At 65.1% G+C, this 18,653-nt stretch carries 17 protein-coding genes; 8 read left to right on the top strand and 9 right to left on the bottom strand.

The window, feature by feature from the left end; translation table 11 throughout:
- Positions 1–72 precede the first annotated feature (72 nt).
- The 3 genes from FOS14_RS10890 to FOS14_RS10880 are packed head-to-tail and all read right to left on the bottom strand — an operon-like array spanning position 73 to position 2,068.
- Positions 73–855, bottom strand: coding sequence for a hypothetical protein (locus FOS14_RS10890; protein ID WP_143770363.1), 783 nt, complete (start codon positions 853–855; stop codon positions 73–75).
- Positions 852–1,439, bottom strand: a complete 588-nt coding sequence (locus tag FOS14_RS10885; RefSeq protein ID WP_255450241.1) for a DUF6114 domain-containing protein — start codon at positions 1,437–1,439, stop codon at positions 852–854. Before FOS14_RS10885 ends, FOS14_RS10890 begins: the two co-directional genes overlap by 4 nt.
- Positions 1,433–2,068 (bottom strand): DUF6230 family protein, encoded by a 636-nt coding sequence (locus tag FOS14_RS10880; RefSeq protein ID WP_143770361.1) that lies wholly within the window; start codon positions 2,066–2,068, stop codon positions 1,433–1,435. Before FOS14_RS10880 ends, FOS14_RS10885 begins: the two co-directional genes overlap by 7 nt.
- 210 nt (positions 2,069–2,278) lie before the next feature.
- Here FOS14_RS10880 and lepB point away from each other — a divergent pair, with 210 nt between their 5' ends.
- A complete protein-coding gene (lepB, locus tag FOS14_RS10875) occupies positions 2,279–2,884 on the top strand; it encodes a signal peptidase I (protein ID WP_143770359.1) in 606 nt (201 codons plus the stop codon).
- Here the strand turns inward: lepB and FOS14_RS24710 are convergent.
- On the bottom strand, positions 2,862–3,347 hold the full coding sequence (locus tag FOS14_RS24710; protein ID WP_185981722.1) for a DUF6114 domain-containing protein: 486 nt from the start codon (positions 3,345–3,347) through the stop codon (positions 2,862–2,864). The two genes, lepB and FOS14_RS24710, sit on opposite strands and share 23 nt — an antisense overlap.
- 7 nt (positions 3,348–3,354) lie before the next feature.
- A complete protein-coding gene (locus FOS14_RS10865) occupies positions 3,355–4,035 on the bottom strand; it encodes a DUF6230 family protein (RefSeq protein ID WP_143770357.1) in 681 nt (226 codons plus the stop codon).
- 304 nt (positions 4,036–4,339) lie between these two features.
- On the opposite strand from FOS14_RS10865, the gene FOS14_RS10860 reads away from it, so the two are divergent.
- The 5 genes from FOS14_RS10860 to FOS14_RS10840 all read left to right on the top strand — a co-directional run bounded on the left by FOS14_RS10860 (position 4,340) and on the right by FOS14_RS10840 (position 10,131).
- Positions 4,340–5,110 (top strand): universal stress protein, encoded by a 771-nt coding sequence (locus FOS14_RS10860; protein ID WP_143770355.1) that lies wholly within the window; start codon positions 4,340–4,342, stop codon positions 5,108–5,110.
- 226 nt (positions 5,111–5,336) lie between these two features.
- Positions 5,337–6,713, top strand: coding sequence for a hypothetical protein (locus tag FOS14_RS10855; protein ID WP_370512207.1), 1,377 nt, complete (start codon positions 5,337–5,339; stop codon positions 6,711–6,713).
- Between the two features lie 5 nt (positions 6,714–6,718).
- Positions 6,719–7,672 (top strand): Abi-alpha family protein, encoded by a 954-nt coding sequence (locus FOS14_RS10850; RefSeq protein WP_185981721.1) that lies wholly within the window; start codon positions 6,719–6,721, stop codon positions 7,670–7,672.
- A 267-nt stretch (positions 7,673–7,939) separates the two neighbouring features.
- Positions 7,940–9,259, top strand: a complete 1,320-nt coding sequence (locus FOS14_RS10845; protein ID WP_143770352.1) for a hypothetical protein — start codon at positions 7,940–7,942, stop codon at positions 9,257–9,259.
- Positions 9,253–10,131, top strand: a complete 879-nt coding sequence (locus FOS14_RS10840; protein ID WP_143770350.1) for an Abi-alpha family protein — start codon at positions 9,253–9,255, stop codon at positions 10,129–10,131. Before FOS14_RS10845 ends, FOS14_RS10840 begins: the two co-directional genes overlap by 7 nt.
- Before the next feature lie 11 nt (positions 10,132–10,142).
- On the opposite strand, the gene FOS14_RS10835 is transcribed toward FOS14_RS10840, so the two are convergent.
- Entirely contained in the window at positions 10,143–11,927 is a 1,785-nt protein-coding gene (locus FOS14_RS10835; protein WP_143770348.1) for an ABC-F family ATP-binding cassette domain-containing protein, read from the bottom strand.
- Positions 11,928–11,942: 15 nt separating this feature from the next.
- Positions 11,943–12,878, bottom strand: coding sequence for a 4-(cytidine 5'-diphospho)-2-C-methyl-D-erythritol kinase (locus tag FOS14_RS10830; protein WP_143770346.1), 936 nt, complete (start codon positions 12,876–12,878; stop codon positions 11,943–11,945).
- Positions 12,879–13,002: 124 nt separating this feature from the next.
- Here FOS14_RS10830 and FOS14_RS10825 point away from each other — a divergent pair, with 124 nt between their 5' ends.
- Together FOS14_RS10825 and FOS14_RS10820 are read left to right on the top strand one after the other, a co-directional pair.
- Positions 13,003–13,215, top strand: coding sequence for a heavy-metal-associated domain-containing protein (locus FOS14_RS10825; RefSeq protein WP_143770344.1), 213 nt, complete (start codon positions 13,003–13,005; stop codon positions 13,213–13,215).
- Positions 13,212–15,413: a cation-translocating P-type ATPase gene (locus tag FOS14_RS10820; RefSeq protein WP_255450240.1), complete on the top strand. Its 2,202-nt coding sequence runs from the start codon at positions 13,212–13,214 to the stop codon at positions 15,411–15,413. Before FOS14_RS10825 ends, FOS14_RS10820 begins: the two co-directional genes overlap by 4 nt.
- A gap of 102 nt (positions 15,414–15,515) precedes the next feature.
- Here FOS14_RS10820 and FOS14_RS10815 read toward each other — a convergent pair whose 3' ends face one another.
- Together FOS14_RS10815 and FOS14_RS10810 are read right to left on the bottom strand one after the other, a co-directional pair.
- The gene (locus tag FOS14_RS10815) at positions 15,516–17,021 is read right to left on the bottom strand and encodes an aldehyde dehydrogenase family protein (RefSeq protein WP_255450239.1); all 1,506 of its coding nucleotides are present in this window, start codon (positions 17,019–17,021) and stop codon (positions 15,516–15,518) included.
- Complete coding sequence (locus tag FOS14_RS10810; protein ID WP_143770341.1) at positions 17,018–18,610, bottom strand: GMC family oxidoreductase; 1,593 nt, start codon at positions 18,608–18,610, stop codon at positions 17,018–17,020. The genes FOS14_RS10815 and FOS14_RS10810 overlap by 4 nt, the downstream gene beginning before the upstream one ends.
- Positions 18,611–18,653 lie beyond the last annotated feature (43 nt).

Genomic DNA, 18,653 nt, shown 5'->3' with positions numbered 1-18,653 from the left:
CCGACGCGCGCCCCCACCTGGTCCCGCAACGCTGGGTGGGCTCCGTTTCGCTCTTGGCTGCGTCGTTTTTTGTCATGCCGGGGCTACCTCCAGCTGACCGAGTGGCAGCACGATCGACGGCGTCTGTGGCCCGCTCGTCGCCACCTTCAGGACATACACATTCAGATCCAAACCGGCGACGGGGAGCACCGCCGGCAGCGGCACACCGTAGTCGATGAGCACACCGATAAGCGGCAACAGCGACTGGATCGGCAGGCACGGCCCCACTGGGCCGAGCGGACCGTTCGCAAACGGCGTGAAGGCGTCGGCGAGCAACTGGAGCACCTGATCGAGGCGACCGCCGAACACACCCGCATAGTTCACGATGATCGTTTTGAGTGTCTGGGCGGTGACGCACAGTTTCAGCGAAACTGGCCGCACCCAGATTTCGACCACCGAATCCGGACTTGGCGAGCCGACGAGCGCGGCCTGATCACCGGACCCCTTGTTGTTCAGCGAGAACTTCGACTGACCCGGGCGCAACTGTGTGATGGAGAGCTTGTCGAGTTCGATTGCCTTTGCCCGCAGGTAAAGCATGTCCGGCGGCGACATGCTGCCGTCGGCCAAGCGCAGCGCCTGATTGGGCACGACCTTCGACAGCCCGATCACCCTCGCGGTAGGCGAAATAATTTCGATTGGGCGCGGATCCGGAAGAAACCCGACCGACTCGGGCGGCGGCGGTGGCATGCGGTGCAGACCAAGAGCATCCGCGATCCTCGCCGGACCGTAGGCAGTTCCCGACAGCAGCGCGGCCACGGTCAGGACAAGCAGGATGCGCAGCGGCCCACGACGCTGCCGCACGTTGCCGGGGATCATCCGGCAGGCTCACTTGCCTCGCCCGACTCGGTGTGGTCCCCCGCCTCGATGTGGTCCGACGACTCGGTGTCGTCTTCCACCGCAGCAGCAGTAGGTTTGCGCGTGCGTTTGGGTCCCCAGGCAAGGGTCATCGAACCACCGATGACCCCGAACAACATGCCCAGTCCGAGACCGCCGAGATTCGAAATGACCAGCGACACAACGCCGAGGAGCAGACCGATCAAGCCGGCGACATAGCGCTGGCTCGGCGCCGCCCACGCGAACAAACCGCACATGATCAGGCCGCCGCCAGACAGCCAACCACCGAACCCGGTCAGACCCGCCGACATGACCACCTGAATCGACACCATCGACAGTCGCAGAATGCACCAGCCACCGATGATCATCCACAGGCCGCCCCAGAACGGCCTGGTTCGGCGGAACGCTCGGAACCAGGCCCGCGCCGGCTGAATTCGGTTCCGGCCATTGCTGATTGCTCGGCCGATAGAGTCACGCAGGTTCGGGCGAGCCGCTTGCGCCGGAGCTGACTCTGCGGGCGGCTGTGCCGTGTCGCCGTCTTCGCGATCGAGGAGATTACTCAGCAACCCGTCGCCTCCCCCGGCTTCAACGACGCTTTCAGATTGGGCACCTCGAGAGAGCCGAGCACATCGGCCGAATAGGCCGGCGCCTTCAGGTTGTTCAAGGTTGCGGTGCCTTGCGATACATCCAATCCGAACCCGCCAGGTTGTCCGCCCAGCGACTTTCCACCTACCGAGATCTCGTCGGCGGACTTTCCGAGAATCGCGTTGTTCAGGACCGCGGGCGAAGTCTCGAGCCCGGTGAGATCGAAGTTGACGTCCGCGCCATTGACGTTCTGTTCGCCGTGCGGAGCGGCAATGATCACCGAATACTTTGCGCCGAGCAGAGATTGAGTGGCGATCAGGCAGAGGTTGTCGATGGTGCCCGACTGCAACGCTGCGTGCAGGACCGGCGCCGCGGACGTGCTGCCGTCACTGTTCTTGACATTCGTCGAGGCCATCACAATGCCGAGGCCCTGTGCGTCGATCTTGTCGGCAGTTATCTGCATCTGCTGACTGCCTACCGCGAAGTTGGCGGCGAGCGCGCCCTGGGCGATCAGTGCGCCGAGTCCGCCTACCACGAGGAAAGACGGCAGCATCACCGCAAGACCGCGACCCCAGCGCGTGCCGTTGGCGTTCTGAGCACTGGCGAGCATGTGCTCGTTCCATGACCGCGAGGCGGACATGCAATGTTGCTGGGAGCGCCGTACTAGCTTCGCAGTACGTTGTCCGATACTGTGCGCGCTGCGCCGAATCATTGGGTGCATGCGGATTTCCCTTCCGGCGTTCGGGGAACACAGGGGACCGATTCACGGTTCGTACTGGCCCCGTCCGGGCGCAAGTATGACTGACGAATCGGATGACAGATGATCAAACGGCCTGAATTTCGACAGCGACTGTTGGTGGTTGCCGCGATCTTTACGGCCGCTATCTGCGCTGGCATCGCCGTGGTGGCGGTGCGCGCCCGACACATCGACGGTGTCAGCATGGAACCGACGCTGCGCAATGGCGATCGCGTGCTGGTCGACCCGAACGCTGCGCCGGCCCGGTTTGCGGTGATGATCGGCAGGTTCACGCCCGGCGGAGGCGACTTTGTGAAGCGGGTGATCGGACTGCCTGGCGACGTGATCGAAATCGAAAAGCGGGGCTCCGATCCTGGGGTGGTGCGGGTGCGCCCGAGCGGTACCGGGCCGTGGCTGACCGTGGCTAACCCGGCATGGAGCGGCAACTGGGGCATGGCCACCAGCAACTGTTGCGACGGCACGGGCGAAAGATCCAACGCCCCTGAGCCACAAACTGTTCCGTCGGGAATGGTCTTCGTTCTCGGAGACAACCTCAACGTGTCGGAGGACTCCCGGCGCAACGGTTGGGCACCGGTCGCACTGCTCGAGGGCGCTGTCACGTGGCGGGTATACCCGCCATCGCGCATTGGCCGAATCAGCACCGACGTCACCTTGGTGCCCCCCCGCTGACGGGCTCACGGTCGCGCTCTTGCGCGTCCCGGCGAGCCGCCCGGCGTCGCCGCCATCCGGCGCGGCGTGGCTTGTCCGGCGACCATCCGAACGCCATGGCGCCGCCAAACAAGCCCAACAGCATGCCGACCACGAGCCCGCCGATGTTGGTCACTGGAAAAGAGATCAACGAAACAATGACGGCGATGATTGCGGCGACGACGCGCGAGCCCGGGATGAACCAGATGATCAGCCCCATCGCGATGAGCACGAGAGCGCACAGATAGCCGCCAATCCCGCCGAAGCCGAGGTGGATAATCTCGGTCACCGGCCCAAGCGGCAGCCAACCCATGATCAATCCGCCGACGATGATGAACAACCCGCCCCAGAACGGCCTGGTCCAGCGGAAGTGGCGAAACCTGGCGAGCGGGCCACCACCGCGCGGTTCCGTCGTGCTCGATGTCGTCGATGCTTGCTCGTTCATTCCGCCTCTAAAAGCACTCGTGGTGCTCGACTCCGCTGCCGTGTCCCACCTTGGGAATGGCAATACCGTTCAGCGTCACCGTCCCGGCGATGATCGCGCCGTCAGCATTGACTTTCAGTCTCTGCGTCGTCGCCATGCCTGCACCTTGCAGCCCGAACCCCCCTGGCTGCCCCGACGGCAGACCTACCAGGCTCGAAGCGTCCTTGTTTACCACCAAGCCCTGGCCGACGCTGTTACGGATGTCTTCCGGCACTTTCTTGTCGACGGTTTTTGCGTTGAGCAGCGCATCGGTCAATTGCAAATGGTCGATGCTTGCACTGAGATCGTTGGCTTCGGTGCGATTATTGGTTCTGAATTGAATTGTGTTCGTCCCGATGATCGGAAAAGTCAAAACGAGCGAAAGGCACATTCCGTCCGGGAGATCCGCTTGCGGCACTGCGGCCAGAACAATAGGTACGTGCGAACCGTCTTTCATCTTCATCGTGGACGGATAGGCGGCTACCCCGTGTAATTTCGCCGGACCATTGGACGAAAGTTTGAACCGCTGCCCGGAGATGGCCAGGTGAATAGGGATGACGCCCTGCAGCAGCAACACGGTCATCAGCAACACGAGCAGCAGCGCGGGCAGCAGCAACAACCCGGTACGCCGCCACCGTGTGCCGCCGCGGGTCACTGCGTCAGCCGTCACGGTTGTCATTTCATCCCTAATCTCGGATAAACCTGCCGAGTTGAACGCCAGTCAAGGTACCGCATCAGCGTCAGGGAAATGACCCATTCCCGGACAACGACGGCCAAACCGAGACTTGCGTCCAGCTTGGGCCGCGATTTGGTCAGTTACGGATTCTGCGAACCACCTCCTCGAAACAGTGATTCGGTGTAGCGTCAACGCCCGTCGAGCCGCACGGAGCATAAGCGGCCGGTGTCGCTCGCACGCCAAGACCGAAACTTCCACAACGGTCGTGGACTTCCGCCACATTTGGAAGGATCAATCGATGGGATCGTATCCGCGCATTCTGCTCGGAACGGATGGATCAACCGACGCGCAGGCCGCCACCCAAGTAGCTGGGCAGATTGCGGTCGGGCTCGGCGTGCCGGTCGAGGTCATCTGTGTTCGGGAGGACGACAAGGACAAAGACTGGGCCGCCGGCATTCTGGATACCGCCGAAGCACAACTGCGGACCCTCGGGGTGGCCGAGATCAACCCGAAGCAGTCGGGCGGCGATCCGCCGGACGTGCTCATCGCCGCCGCCAACGACAATCCGGATTCCCTCCTCGTCGTCGGGTCGTCCGGCCTGCACCGGGCCAGCAGCCGGTTGGTGGGCAGCACGTCCAACCGTTTGTCGCACCACAGTTTGGCCGACGTGTTGTACGCGCGCGATCCCGCGCCGAAACACTGGAACTTCGTCGCGCTGGCCACCGACGGCACCGAAACCTCCTACCGTGCGGTCACCCGGGGGCTCAATATCGCCCGCGCACTCGATGCCCGCGCCCGCCTCATCACCGCCGCGCGCAGCCAGGACGACGGCGACAAGGTTCTCGACGAGGCCTTTGCCGCGCTCGGGCTCGGTGCCGACGTCGACCGGGAGGTGCTCGTCGACCCGCAGGCCGGTAGCGCCCTGATCCTGGCCGGCTGGAAATACGAAATGATGGTCATCGGCAACAAGAGCATGAGTGGGCCGTCCCGGCTGCTGGGCTCGATCGCGAACAAGGTCACTCACGGCCTCGAAACAAATCTCTTACTCGTCAATACAACTCGCGGGTAAGCGTGCGTACCGGCTGATCTTGTCGAGCCAATTCTCCCCCCGGCTCGACAAGATCAGCGTTTCCACCACCGCTTGATCAATGTCCACCCGACATTCGGTCCGCAAAACTTGTAACCGACGGGTACGGATATCCGCCATTTTCAGGACGCGGCGCGTGCAACCGGCCAAGATATTGAGCAAGCATTGACCAAGCAGTGCCGATCTAGGTTCGCAAGGAGCTGTTCCCGTGTCCTATGTGGATTCGACCTTTCTAGCTTCCACCGGTATGTTCGGGCTTCTCGACTGGGAAGAGATAACCCACCAGCCGGAATGGGTCGTCGACATCGTCAGCATCCCGATATTCAGCGCCATCGCCGGTCTGCTGACGAACTGGACCGGCGTGATCATGCTGTTCTCTCCCGTGCGATTCAGCGGTTTCTACGTGCCCGGCGTCAAAACCGTCTTCGCGTTCCTGCCGCGCAAGTTGCAGATCCTGCCGATCTTTGCGCCCGGCGGCATCCTCGGCTTCCAGGGCTTCGTGCCCGCCCGAGCCGAAAAGATGGCCAGCATCGTGGTCGACAAGGCGATCGCCAAGATCGGCAACGTCAGCGACTTCTATCGCGAACTCGACCCGGACGGAATCGCCAAACACGTCGCGGAAATTGCCAAGGTTCAACTCCGTCCGATGGTCGATGACGTGATGGAGAAGGAGAACAAGCAGTTCTGGCAAGATCTGCCGCCGAACATGAAGGAGCTGGTCTACCAGCGCGTCGAGCAGGAACTGCCCAGCATTGCCCAGAAGGCGTTCCGCGTCATCGGCGACAACATCGATCAACTCCTCGACATCAAGCTGCTGGCAGTCGGGCACATGCGTCGCAACCCGCAGATCGTGGTCGACATCTTCCACGGCATGGGCGCCCCGGAACTGCGCTTCATGGTTCGCAGTGGCCTGCTCGGTGCGCCGTTCGGCGTGGGCCTCGCACTGTTCTTGATCGCCATGCCGCACATTCCGATCATCGAGGCGATTCCGAAATGGATCATCGTTCTGCTCGTCGCCGCCCTGATCGGAATCACTGTGAACATCATCGCCATCAAGGTGGTGTTCACGCCGGGTGATCCACAGCCGCGCTGGAAGTATCCATGGAAGCAAGCCAAGCTGGCCAAGCGGCAATATCAGGCCGCCGGCGACTTCGGCCACATGCTCGCCTACCAGGTGCTCACGCTGGAAAACATCGCCAACGAGCTGCTCTACGGACCCCGCGGTGACAAGACCACGGGCCTGCTGCAGGACATGATGCAACGGGAAATCACCAAAATCCTCGGACCCGTCACCTCCCTGGTGAAGGTCGCGGTCGGTGCTCGCGAGTTCTCCTCCATTCAGACCGGCGCCGGCGGCGCCGCCGTCGAATTCGCGCCGTCGATCCTGCAGGACGCGGAGTTCAGCAAAGAACAGTCGGAAAAGATCGACGCCTTCGCCTCGCAGAAGCTGCGAGAACTACCCGTCGACGAGTTCATGGACCTGCTCTACTCGGCAATCGAACAGGATGCTTGGCTCCTCTACGCGCATGGCGGCCTGCTGGGTATCGTCGTTGGCGCGGTCCACCTACTCATTTTCGGATGGTGACGACAATGACACACGCAACACCGGACCCAGACGAATCCACCAATCCGCAAGCCGAGACGCCGGAACCGGCCGAGCTGCCCAAGCGGCCGTCGACCGAGAACGAAAAGCACTCCAGCTTCGCCGCTGACCTGGCCAAGGCCGGTGCCGCCAGCGGCACCACCGACCCGATGGCGTTGGCCAAGCTCGCCGGGTCCTCGCTGCTGCGGGCAATGGGCGCGTTCACGAAGGGCTCAATCGACACCGCCAAGGAGATCGCCGAGGAGGTGAGCGCCGGCGAACCCCTGTCGGAGATCTTCGACACCCGCGTCGAGCAGGTTCGCCACGCTGCGGTTTCGGTGCTCGGCCTCGAGGATTCCACCAACGGCTATGAGGCACGGGCAAAACGAGGGACCGTCGACAACCTCAAGAACTACGGCAACGGCCTGATCAAGAAGTCGTGGAACCCGTCCAGTCAGCCTCGGGGCGCGCATCCCTCGTTCGCGGCGATTTTGCACGAATTGACCCCCGACGAGGCGCGCATCCTGCGGTTCCTCGCCGTGTCGGGCCCACAACCGGCGATCGACATCCGCACCAAGACGCCGTTCGGCGTCGGCTCGGAACGCCTCGCCGGCGGCATCAACATGATCGCGGACATGGCCGGCTGCGCGTGGCCGGACCGCGACCAGCACTACCTGGCCAATCTCAACCGACTGGGGCTGGTGCGGTTCTCCGAAGAGCCGGTCGAGGACTTCCGCCGCTACTCGCTGGTGGAGGCGCAGCCCAAGGCCGACGCGGCAAAGGACAAGGCCAAGAAGGCGATTGCGGTTTACCGCAGCATTTACCTCTCGCTGTTCGGCAAGCAGTTCTGCGAGACCGTGTTCGACCTCGAGGGCTACAACGCAGGCGGCTGGGCGCACTACGATCCGGGCGACCACATCATCGGCAAGGGCACCCCGGTGCCCAAGAAGAAACACCACTGAGCGTGCAGCCGGCCAGCGTTGAAACTGGCCGGCTTTTCGCCTGTCAACCCAGGCTTTTACCGCAACAGGGTTTGCTCCCCAATCGGCCATACCTCAATTGCCGCGTCCGCGACGGTGCTAACGTCCGAATCGAGTGACCGACGGCTAGCCGCGGCCGCTTCCCATGTTGTCGGTAACGACTGTCTGTGTTGAATATTCCAACGCACCGCGCAGCTGTCACCTCCGATCGCGGGGACTGGAGTTAGCGAACGGAGTAGGAGACCCAACATGTTGGAGAGCGTTTTCGGCGTCCATCCGACGTACTTGTTGGAACTGATCACTATCCCCCTGTTCACTGGCATCATCGGCTACATCACCAACTGGACCGGCATCCTGATGCTGTTCAAGCCGCTGGATTTCCACGGCTTCCGGATGATCGGCCTCAAGACTCTTTTTCCGTTCCTGCCCAAGCGAATTCAGGTGCTTCCGCTCATTCGCTACGACGGACGCATCGGCTGGCAGGGCATCGTGCCGTCGCGGGCCGACAAGATGGCCAGCCTGGCCGTCGACAAGGGCCTGGCCAAGCTGGGCAACATTGGCGATTTCTATGAGGAGCTCGAGCCGGAGGCCATCGCAGCCCAACTGACCAAGGTTGCCGAAACGCAGATCCGCGACATCGTCGACGACCTTCTCAGCCGCGAATACCCACAGATCTGGAACAACCTGCCCAGGGCGGTGAAGGAGGCCGTGTATTCGCGGGTGCAGGCCCAGCTGCCGGAAATCATCACCGAGCTCACCGTCGAATTGGGCCGCAATATCGACCAACTCATCGACGTCAAGCTCATGGTGATCCGCTACTTCACCGCGAACCCGCAATACCTCAACGACCTGTTTCAGGTGCTGGGCAGCAAAGAACTGCGCTTCATGCAGAACTTCGGCTTTTACTTCGGTTTCCCGATGGGTTTCGTGCTGGTCGGCATCCTGCACCTGAGTGGGTGGTCACCGCTGGTGGTGCTGCCAATCGGCGGGGTGATCATCGGCTGGGTGGTCAACTGGGTGGGCATCTCGATGATCTTCGAGCCGATCTTTCCCAAGTGGTACTGCCCGTGGCGCCAGGGCCTGCTCATCAAACGGCAGCCCGAAATCACCGAGGGCTACGCGGACATGGTCGCCAATCAGGTTGTGACCATCTCGAATGTGGGTAATGAACTGATGACCGGTCCGCGCTCGGACCGTACCGTTCAAATGCTCGAGGACACGCTGAAACCAGCCGCAGACCGAGCCCTCGGCCCCGCGCGAGGCGCGGTCCGGGCGGCCATCGGGTCGCGCGAATACGCGCACATCACCTCGACCATTGCCAGCGAGGCCACCGCCATCGCACCCGTCGCCTTCTCGGATGCCGAGTTCAACAAGCGTCAGGGCCGACGCGTCAAAGAATTTGTCGCTCGGCAGATGTCGGTAATGGGTCCCGACGACTTCGTAGACATGCTGCGCTCGGCGATCAAGCAGGACGAGTGGCTGCTGTTCGTGCACGGCGGTGTGCTGGGCCTGTTCGCCGGCTGGTTGCACTTGCTCATCTTCGGAACGGGGGTGGCCTCCTCATGGTAGATCCGGACAAGCGGTCAGACGCGGACGAGGACATGCCATCACCGTCCCGCTTCGACATACTCAGGGCAGCACCGCGATTGGCCTCGGTCGCCGCTACCTCGGTGCGCGACTTCGCTTCCTGGAGTTTCGACACCACCGTGGACGCCTCGACCTTCGTGTGGCGACGTTCGCTCGCGGGCGTGCCGCCGCGCGACATACTGGCCGAAGGCAGCAGCGAGCTGCGCAAAGGGCTGCGCCGATTGCTCGGGGTGAGCGATCCGATACAGCCGGCCCGGTCCGGAAGCTCCTCGGGAGATGAAGTTCTCAAGGCTCGCGGCGCGGCGCTATTGCGCCGCGCCGCTGACGTTCACGTGTCCGATGACGAGGGGCACCCGGCCTACGCCCGCATCCTCGCCGAACTGGCCCCGGACGAGGCACGCATCCTGCGCTTCCTCTACCTCGACGGCCCGCAGCCCTCGATCGATATCCGCACCGGCCGCCCGTTGGGCATCGGTTCGCAGCTCGTCGAGGGCGGGCTGAACATGATCGGCGAGCACGCTGGCCTGTTGCGGCCCAACAAGATTCACCCGTACCTGACCAACCTCAACCGACTGGGGCTGGTGGAATTTTCCAAGGAGCAAGTCGCTGATCCCACGCGCTATCAGTTGGTGGAAGCCCAGCCGCACATGCAGGAAACGCTGAAGAAGGCCGGCTTTGCGGCCAAAGCCATCCCCCGCAGCATCCTGCTGACCAGTTTCGGCCGCGATTTCGTCGAGGCGTGCCTGCCGATCACCGAGGGCCACTTCCATCCCGGCTACGCCCACCGCGACTCCCCGAAAGACGACACCAAAGATCCCACCGGCCAGCGCAACCGCAGGCGCGAGGTGCAGTGACGTAACCGGCGCTAATCCGCCTCGAGCTCGCTCGCGAGGTCGAGCCACTTCTCCTCGGTTTCGGCGCGCTCGGCGACGACCTGTTTCAGTTCCACACCAAGTTCGGTCAGTGCCTGCGGATCGGTTGCGGCGCCCGACATTTGCTCGTGCAACTGCGTCTCACGCTCGGCGAGCTTGGTCAGGCGACGGTCGAGACGAGCAAGTTCCTTACGGGCGGCGCGTTGAGCACCGGCGTCCGTGGCGACGACCGGACGCACCGGGGTCGCGGGGCTGGACCGGTCTGCCGCAGCGGCGCCGAGACTGCTGCGCCGGCGCAAATATTCCTCGATGCCGCCCGGCAGGTTTGTCAGCTTGCCGTCACCGAACAACGCCCAGGTGGAGTCACAGATGCGCTCGATCAGGTAGCGGTCGTGACTGATGACGACGAGCGTCCCGGCCCAACCGTCGAGCAGGTCCTCCAGTTGTTGCAATGTGTCGATGTCGAGGTCGTTGGTCGGCTCGTCGAGCAGCAGGACGTTCGGCTCCGCCATGAGAATCCGAGTCAATTGCAGTCGGCGGCGCTCACCACCGGACAGGTCACCGACCGGCGTGCGCTGGCGCGCCGGACTGAAGCCCAGCCGCTCGGCCAATTGCCCCGCTGAAATTTCCTTGTCGCCCAGGGTGATCCGCTGCGCAATCTCCTGCACGGCCTCGAGCACCCGGACGTCGGTCGGCAGATCGTCGAGTTCCTGGCGCAGCCAGCCGATGTGGACCGTCTGGCCCTGCACCCGGCGCCCGGCGGCCAATTCCGCGTCACCGGCGAGCGCGCGCAACAGCGTGGTCTTACCGGAGCCGTTGACCCCGACCAGTCCGATCCGCTCCCCCGGTCCCAACCGCCAGGTGAGGTCGTCGACGAGCACCCGCCCGTCCGGCGTCTGCAACGCGGCGTTCTCCAGCTCGACGACCACCCGACCCAACCGTCGGCGCGCAAAAGTATTCAGCGCCACGGTGTCCCGCGGCGGCGGCACATCGGCGATCAGCGCCTCGGCCGCCTCGATGCGGTAGCGCGGCTTGGACGTGCGCGCGGGCGGGCCGCGACGCAGCCAGGCCAACTCCTTGCGTGCGAGATTTCGCCGGCGCGCCTCGGCGGCATCGGCTTGCCGGGCCCGCTCAGCCCGGGCGAAGATCCAGTCGCCGTAGCCGCCCTCATAGGTCTCGACCCGGCCGCCGACGACTTCCCAGGTGCGCGTGGCGACGGTGTCGAGGAACCAGCGGTCGTGCGTGACCACCACCAGTGCGCTGCGGCGTTCGAGCAGGTGCTGGGCCAGCCACTGCACGCCTTCGATGTCGAGGTGGTTGGTCGGCTCGTCGAGCACCAGCAGGTCCAGATCCTGCACGAGCGCCGCCGCCAGCGCGACGCGCCTGCGCTCACCGCCCGACAGGTCCGCAACCGACGCCTCCAGGCCCAGGTCGGCGATACCCAGCCCGCTGAGCACGTTCCGGATCCGGGCGTCGCCAGCCCATTCGTGCTCGGCGGCGTCGAGCGGACCGATCACCACGTCACCGATCGTGGCGTCGGGGGGCAGCGTGCCGCGGTGGGTGACGACCGCGAGTCGCAGGCCGCCCACGCGGCTGACGCGGCCGGAGTCCGGCTCGGTGACGCCGGACAAAATCTCGAGCAGGGTGGTCTTGCCGCCGCCGTTGAGACCCACCACGCCGATTCGGTCGCCCTCGTGCACCCCGAGGGAGACCGAATCGAGCAGCATCGTGATACCGAACGACTTAGATACCTGTTCGAGGTTGATCAGGTTAGCCACGTGGACACCGGCACTTCATCCGCGTCCGACCGGCTCGACATCGACGACCCGCGCGCCTGGCACCGGCCCGGTGGCCACTCGAACGCTGCGGCACACTCCGGCGCCGGAGAGCTCGGCGCTCACATCCACCGCGGAATCTCCGTCCGCACAAAGGAATACGCAGGTCGGACCCGAACCGGAGACGATTCCGGCCAGCGCGCCGGCGGCGATTCCGGCGCGCAGTGTGCGGCGCAGATCCGGCTTCATCGACAGTGCGGCGGCCTGCAGGTCGTTACCCAGTAGCGGCGCGAGTTGGTGCGGATCGCCACTGGCCAACGCGCGCATGAGTTTTTGCGCGTCGCCGATCCGCGGCGGCTGGCCTTGCCCACGCAATCGGTCGAGTTCACGGTAGACCTCGGGCGTGCTCAGCCCGCCCTTGGCCAGCGCCACCACCCAGTGGAAGCTGTTGCGGGACAGCACCGGAAGCAGTTTCTCCCCGCGCCCGGTGCCCAGCGCGGTGCCGCCGTGCAGGGCAAAGGGCACGTCGCTGCCCAATTCGAGTGCGATCGCCATGATCTGTTCGCGCGGCATTTCCAGATGCCACAGCGCGTTGAGACCCAGCAGTGTCGCGGCGGCGTCCGCACTGCCGCCCGCCATTCCGCCGGCGACGGGGATGCCCTTGACGATGGAAATGTCAACGAGCGGTTCGCGACCGACCTTGTGCGCGAGCCGGGTAGCGGCCTTCCACACCAGGTTCCGGCGGTCGGTGGGAACATCTCGGGACCCTTCGCCCCGTACCCGCACCCGCAGCGCGTTGGACGGCGCAAGTTCCACCTCGTCGTACAGCGACAAAGCCTGAAAGACCGTGGTGAGCTCGTGGTAGCCGTCGGTCCGCAAGTCGCCGACCGCAAGGTGCAGGTTCACCTTGGCGGGTGCGCGCACGGTGACCGGGCGCGGAACGACGGAGAGCACGAAATCACAGCCTACGGCAGATGGGTCGGCAATAGCCGCCCGAGTTCACTCCCGAGGCGTTTGCCGTAACTACCCCCTGGGGGTATAGTGGACGTAGGTTGAGTCGCTTTGGGAGGAGTGCGAGATGGCGGTGACGAACTACGTCGTTACTGGAATGACCTGCGACCACTGTGTGGCGGCGGTGCGCGCCGAAGTCGGCAAGATCGAGGGTGTCAGCGCGGTCGATGTCGACCTCGGCACCGGAATGGTGCAGGTGCACAGCACTGCGCCGCTCGATGACGCCGCCGTTGTGGCCGCGATCGACGAGGCTGGCTACGACGCGGAGCGACATCAGTGACCACTACCCGCACCGACTCGGTCGAACTGGCCATCAGTGGCATGACGTGCGCCTCCTGCGCGGCGCGCATCGAACGACGCCTCAACAAGCTCGACGGCGTCACCGCCACGGTGAACTTCGCCACCGAAAAAGCCAAAGTCACCTTTGGATCCAATCACTCCACCCAGGAGCTCATCGACCAGGTCGCGCAGGCCGGCTACGCGGCGACGCTGCCGTCGGAAAACGCCGACTCGGACGGGCAGCTGGCGATGCTGCGGCGCCGACTGGCGGTCAGCGTCGTACTGGCCATTCCGGTCATCGCGCTGGCCATGGTCCCGGCGTGGCAGTTCCCGGCGTGGCAATGGGTCTCGCTGGCACTGGCACTGCCGGTGGTGAGTTGGGCCGCGTGGCCCTTCCATCGAGCGACGGTGGCCAACCTGCGTCACGGTGTCGCCACGATGGACACGCTCATCTCCGTGGGCACGCTCGCGGCGTTCGCGTGGTCGCTGTATGCGCTGGTCTTCGGGTCCGCCGGAATGATCGGCATGCGGCATCCCTTCGAGTTCACCGTCGGCCGCGGCGATGCTTCGGGAAACATCTACTTCGAGGTCAGCGTCGGCGTGGTGGCGTTCATCCTGGCCGGCCGCTACTTCGAGAGCCGCGCCAAGCAACGCGCCGGTTCGGCGTTGCGGGCGCTGCTCGAACTCGGCGCCAAAGATGTCTCGGTGCTGCGTGACGGCACCGAAAAGCGGATTCCCGCAAACGAACTCGGTGTCGGTGACGTATTCGTCGTGCGGCCCGGTGAAAAGGTCGCCACCGATGGCGTGGTCACCGCGGGCAGCTCGGCGGTGGACATGAGCATGCTCACCGGTGAGTCCGTGCCGGTCGAGGTCGGCGTCGGTGACGACGTGGTCGGTGCGACGGTGAACCGCGGCGGCGTTCTCACCGTGCGCGCGACCCGGGTGGGCAAGGACACGCAGCTCGCTCAGATGGCCGCGCTCGTGGAAGACGCGCAGAACGGTAAGGCGCCCGTACAGCGTCTCGCCGACCGGATCGCGGGCATCTTCGTGCCGATCGTCATCGCCATAGCGATCGCCACCCTGGCTGGCTGGCTAATCGCGGGCGATTCCGTCGAGTTTGCCTTCGGCGCGGCCGTGGCGGTGCTTATCATCGCCTGCCCGTGCGCGCTGGGTCTGGCCACACCGACAGCGCTGCTGGTGGGCACCAACCGCGGAGCGCAACTGGGCATCCTCATCAAGGGCCCACAGGTGCTCGAGTCCACGCGGCGCGTCGACACGATCGTGTTGGACAAGACCGGAACGGTGACCACCGGTCGCATGCAACTCGTCGATTCGTTCCCCGCCGACCAGGCGTCGGAGCTCCTTCGCTTCGCCGGTGCGGTCGAGCACGCGTCCGAGCATCCCATCGCGCAGGCAATCGCGGCCGCGGCCCGCGCGGCTGGACCGCTCGCCGCGGTGACTGACTTCCGCAACCACGGCGGGCAGGGCGTGACCGGCACGGTCGACGGCCACGCGGTCGTCGCCGGGCGCACAGGCCTGCTGGCTGCGCACGGCATGGCGTCGACGCCGGAGCTCGATGCGGCGCGGTCAGCCGCCGAGTCCGCCGGGCGCACCGCGATTGCTGTCGGCTGGGACGGCGCAGCACGCGGCGTCCTCATGGTCGCCGACGCGGTGAAACCGACCAGTGCGGACGCGGTCGCCCAGTTGCGCGCGCTGGGCCTGCACCCGGTCCTGCTCACCGGCGACAACGCGACGACGGCCGCCGCGGTGGCCGCTGCGGTCGGCATCGATGAAGTGATTGCCGACGTCCTGCCAGCAGATAAGCTCGACGTCATCCGGCGGCTGCAGGCCGAGGGCAGGGTGGTCGCGATGGTCGGCGATGGCGTCAACGACGCGGCGGCACTCGCCCAGGCGGATCTGGGCATCGCGATGGGCACCGGCACCGATGTTGCCATCGAGGCGAGTGACCTGACGTTGGTGCGCGACGATCTGCGCGGCGCGGCCGAGGCGATCCGACTGTCCCGGCGCACGCTGCGCACCATCAAGGGCAACCTGTTTTGGGCGTTCGGCTACAACGTAGCGGCCATCCCCGCCGCGGCCGCCGGGTTGCTCAATCCGATGCTGGCCGGTGCGGCCATGGCGCTGTCCAGCGTGTTCGTGGTCAGCAACAGCCTGCGGTTGCGAGGGTTCGGGCGCTAGCGCTCGCGACCCCTGGCGCTTCGGCATTGCCGCCTCTGCGCACCCCCGCCTGTGCGTGAATTTTCACCGCCCGCGGTGAAAATTCACGCACAGGGGGCTCGATCAGCCGTGGCGCAGGTTGGTCAGCGTGGTCACCATCTTGTCGGCCTTGGGGGTGCGGCTGAAGCTGGTGAGCGTCAGCATCGCGGGCAGCCGGCGCTTGGCCACCGCCTTGGCGTAGGTGAATTCCTTGAGCCCGTCGGGGCCGTGGATGCGGCCGAATCCGGAGTCACCGATCCCGCCGAACGGCAGTGACGGGATTCCGGCGAACGCGATCACCGAGTTGATCGCGGTCATGCCCGAGCGGATCCGTCGCGCCAGCTCCTCGCCGCGCTTCTTGGAGAACACCGTGGAGCCCAGGCCGTACTTGGAGGCGTTGGCCAACGTAACGGCCTCGTCCATGTCGTGCACCTTGTTGACCGCGAGGGTGGGACCGAAGGTCTCCTCGGTCATGGCGGTGGAGTCTTCGGGCACATTCACCAGCACTGTCGGCTGAACGAGGCGGTCACCGACCGCGTCGAGGCCGCCGACCACGGCGGTGGCACCGCGTTCGAGGGCGTCGGAAATGTGGCTGCGCACCACGCCCGGCTGGCTCGGCATGGTCATCGGGCCGATCTTCGCGTCCGGGTCGGAACCGGCACGCACGTCGCGGGCAAGCTCGGTGACCTTGTTGACGAACTGGTCGTAGACCTTCTCGTGCACGTACACACGTTCAACGCCGATGCAGGTCTGCCCGGCGTTGGACAGACCGCCCCAGACCGCGGCATCGGCCGCGGCATCGATGTTCGCGTCCTCGTCGACCAGCAGCGCGTCCTTGCCGCCCGCCTCGATCAGAACGGGAGTGAGGGTGTCTGCGCAGGAGTGCATGATCTTGCGCCCGGTGGCCGCCGACCCGGTGAACGCGAGCTTGTCCACGCCGGAGCGGCACAGCGCCTCTCCGGTAGCGCCAAGACCGGTGATCAGCTGTAGGACCGGTTGTTCGCGAACAACTTCGGCGAAGGCGTTCACCAGCCACGCCCCGACACCCGGGGTGTACTCACTCGGCTTGAACACCACCGCATTGCCCGCCGCGAGCGCATAGGAAATCGAACCCAGTGGCGTGAATACCGGGTAGTTCCACGGTCCGATCACGCCGATGACGCCCAGCGGCAGATACTCCACCGACGCCGCGTGGTCCGCCATGACCAGACCCGCCGGGACGCGCTTGCGGCCCAGCACCTTCTTGGCGTTGCGCGAGGCCCAGTCGATGTGGTCGACGGCCATGGCGACCTCGAGCTGAGCGTCCGAGTGCGGCTTGCCGGTCTCAGCGTGCACCACCTCAGCGAGCTGGTTCATGCGACGCGTTAGTACGCCCGCCCACTTCCGCAGGTACTCACCACGCTCGTCGAAGCTGAGGTTCGACCACCACGCCGCGGCGGTCCGGGCGCGGGCCACCGTCTCGTTCACTGCGGCAGCATCGAAGATTGGGTAAGTACCCACGACCTCGCCGGTGGCCGGGTCGAGCGAATCGAAGGTTTGCGGCGGCGCCTGATCTGCCGAGGTTTCAGGCGCGGTTATTGCAGTACTCACTGTCGGACTCCTTTGATGAGGTCGGCCGCCTTCTCGGCGATCATGATCGTGGGCGCGTTCGTGTTTCCGCGCGGCACCTCAGGCATGACCGAGGCGTCGACGACGCGCAGTTTCTCGACGCCGTGCACGCGCAATTGCGGGTCCACGACGGACAATTCGCCGCTACCCATCGCGCAGGTGGCGACCGGGTGGTACAGCGTCTGGGTCCAGGCCCGAGCGTGGTCGCGAATATCGGAGTCGCTGATCCCGTCGAGGCGATCCGGGAGGAACGGCTTGTCCAAGAAGCGTGCCAGCGGCCCTTGGCTGACGATGTCGAGGACCCGACGCGTGCCCGCCACGACCGAGTCCATGTCCACCGGCTCGGCAAAGTATTCCGGGTCCAGCTCCGGCCGCCACGTCGGATCCGCCGAGCGCAACCGAAGCCGACCCCGACTGGCGACCTTCACCAAAGTCACGCCGGCCGTGAACATCTGAGCCTGCGGCTCGCGCAATCCGTTGTCGTAGAAGCCGGTCGGCGCGACGTGGATCTGAATATCTGGGCCAGCCAGGCCGTCTCGGGAAGCGAAGAAGCCGCCGCCCTCGCCGATGTTGGATGCCAGCGGCCCCTTGCCGGTCAACTGCCATTGAATGAGTCGGCGCGGGTTGACGAAGTCCGTGATGTCGGACGTGTCCTTGGTGTGCCAGAGCAGCGGGACCACCGGATGGTCATGCAGGTTCTCCCCGACTCCGGGCAGGTCCACCTCGACGTCGATGCCGACCTCACGCAGGTGCGCGGCCGGACCGATTCCCGAAAGCATAAGCAGCTGAGGCGAATTGATAGCGCCACCGCTGAGAATGACCTCGGCATCCGCATGCGCAGTGCGCTCCTGGCCGCCAATGCGGTACGACACCCCGGTAGCACGACCGCCATCGAGCAGGACCTTGGTGACGAACGCGTGGGTGCGAACGGTCAGGTTGGGCCGTTTCATCGCGGGGCGGAGGTAGCCATCGGCGGTGGACCACCGCCGGCCCCGCTTGCAGGTCACCTGATACCGCCCGGCTCCGGTTTGCTCGGCGCCGTTGAAGTCGTCGTTGGGCTTGATACCGGCGGCGACCGCGGACTGCACCCAGGCGTCGGTGAGTTCGTGCGTGAAGCGGCGGTCCTCTACATGCAGCGGCCCGTCGGATCCGTGGAACGGCGCACCGAATCGGGTATTCGCTTCGGCTCGAATGAAATACGGCAGCACGTCGTCGTATCCCCAGCCCTGCGCACCGTATTCGTCGCGCCAGCCGTCGTAATCCAACCGGTTGCCGCGGATGTAGATCATGGCGTTCATCGACGAACAGCCGCCGAGCGCCTTCATCCTGGGCCAGAACGCAGTCCGCTCGCCCATGTGCTTCTGCACCACGGTCTCGTAGTTCCAGTCCCACTTGGTCTTGAACAAAGACGAAAAGGCGGCCGGAATGTGGATCTCGTCCGCGTCGTCTTCACCGCCGGCTTCGAGGAGCAGTACGGACGCCGCCGGATCCTCGGACAACCGGGCTGCAAGCACCGCACCGGCGCTGCCGGCACCCACGATCACATAGTCGAACCGGTCACTGTCGCTCACGCCAGCCCTCGCAGACATAGATTCCTATGACGCATCTCACTCG

It is taken from the genome of Skermania sp. ID1734, assembly GCF_007489285.1.
In the GTDB taxonomy this organism is placed as follows: Bacteria; Actinomycetota; Actinomycetes; order Mycobacteriales; family Mycobacteriaceae; genus ID1734.
This window is presented reverse-complemented; position numbering and strand designations above follow the sequence as displayed.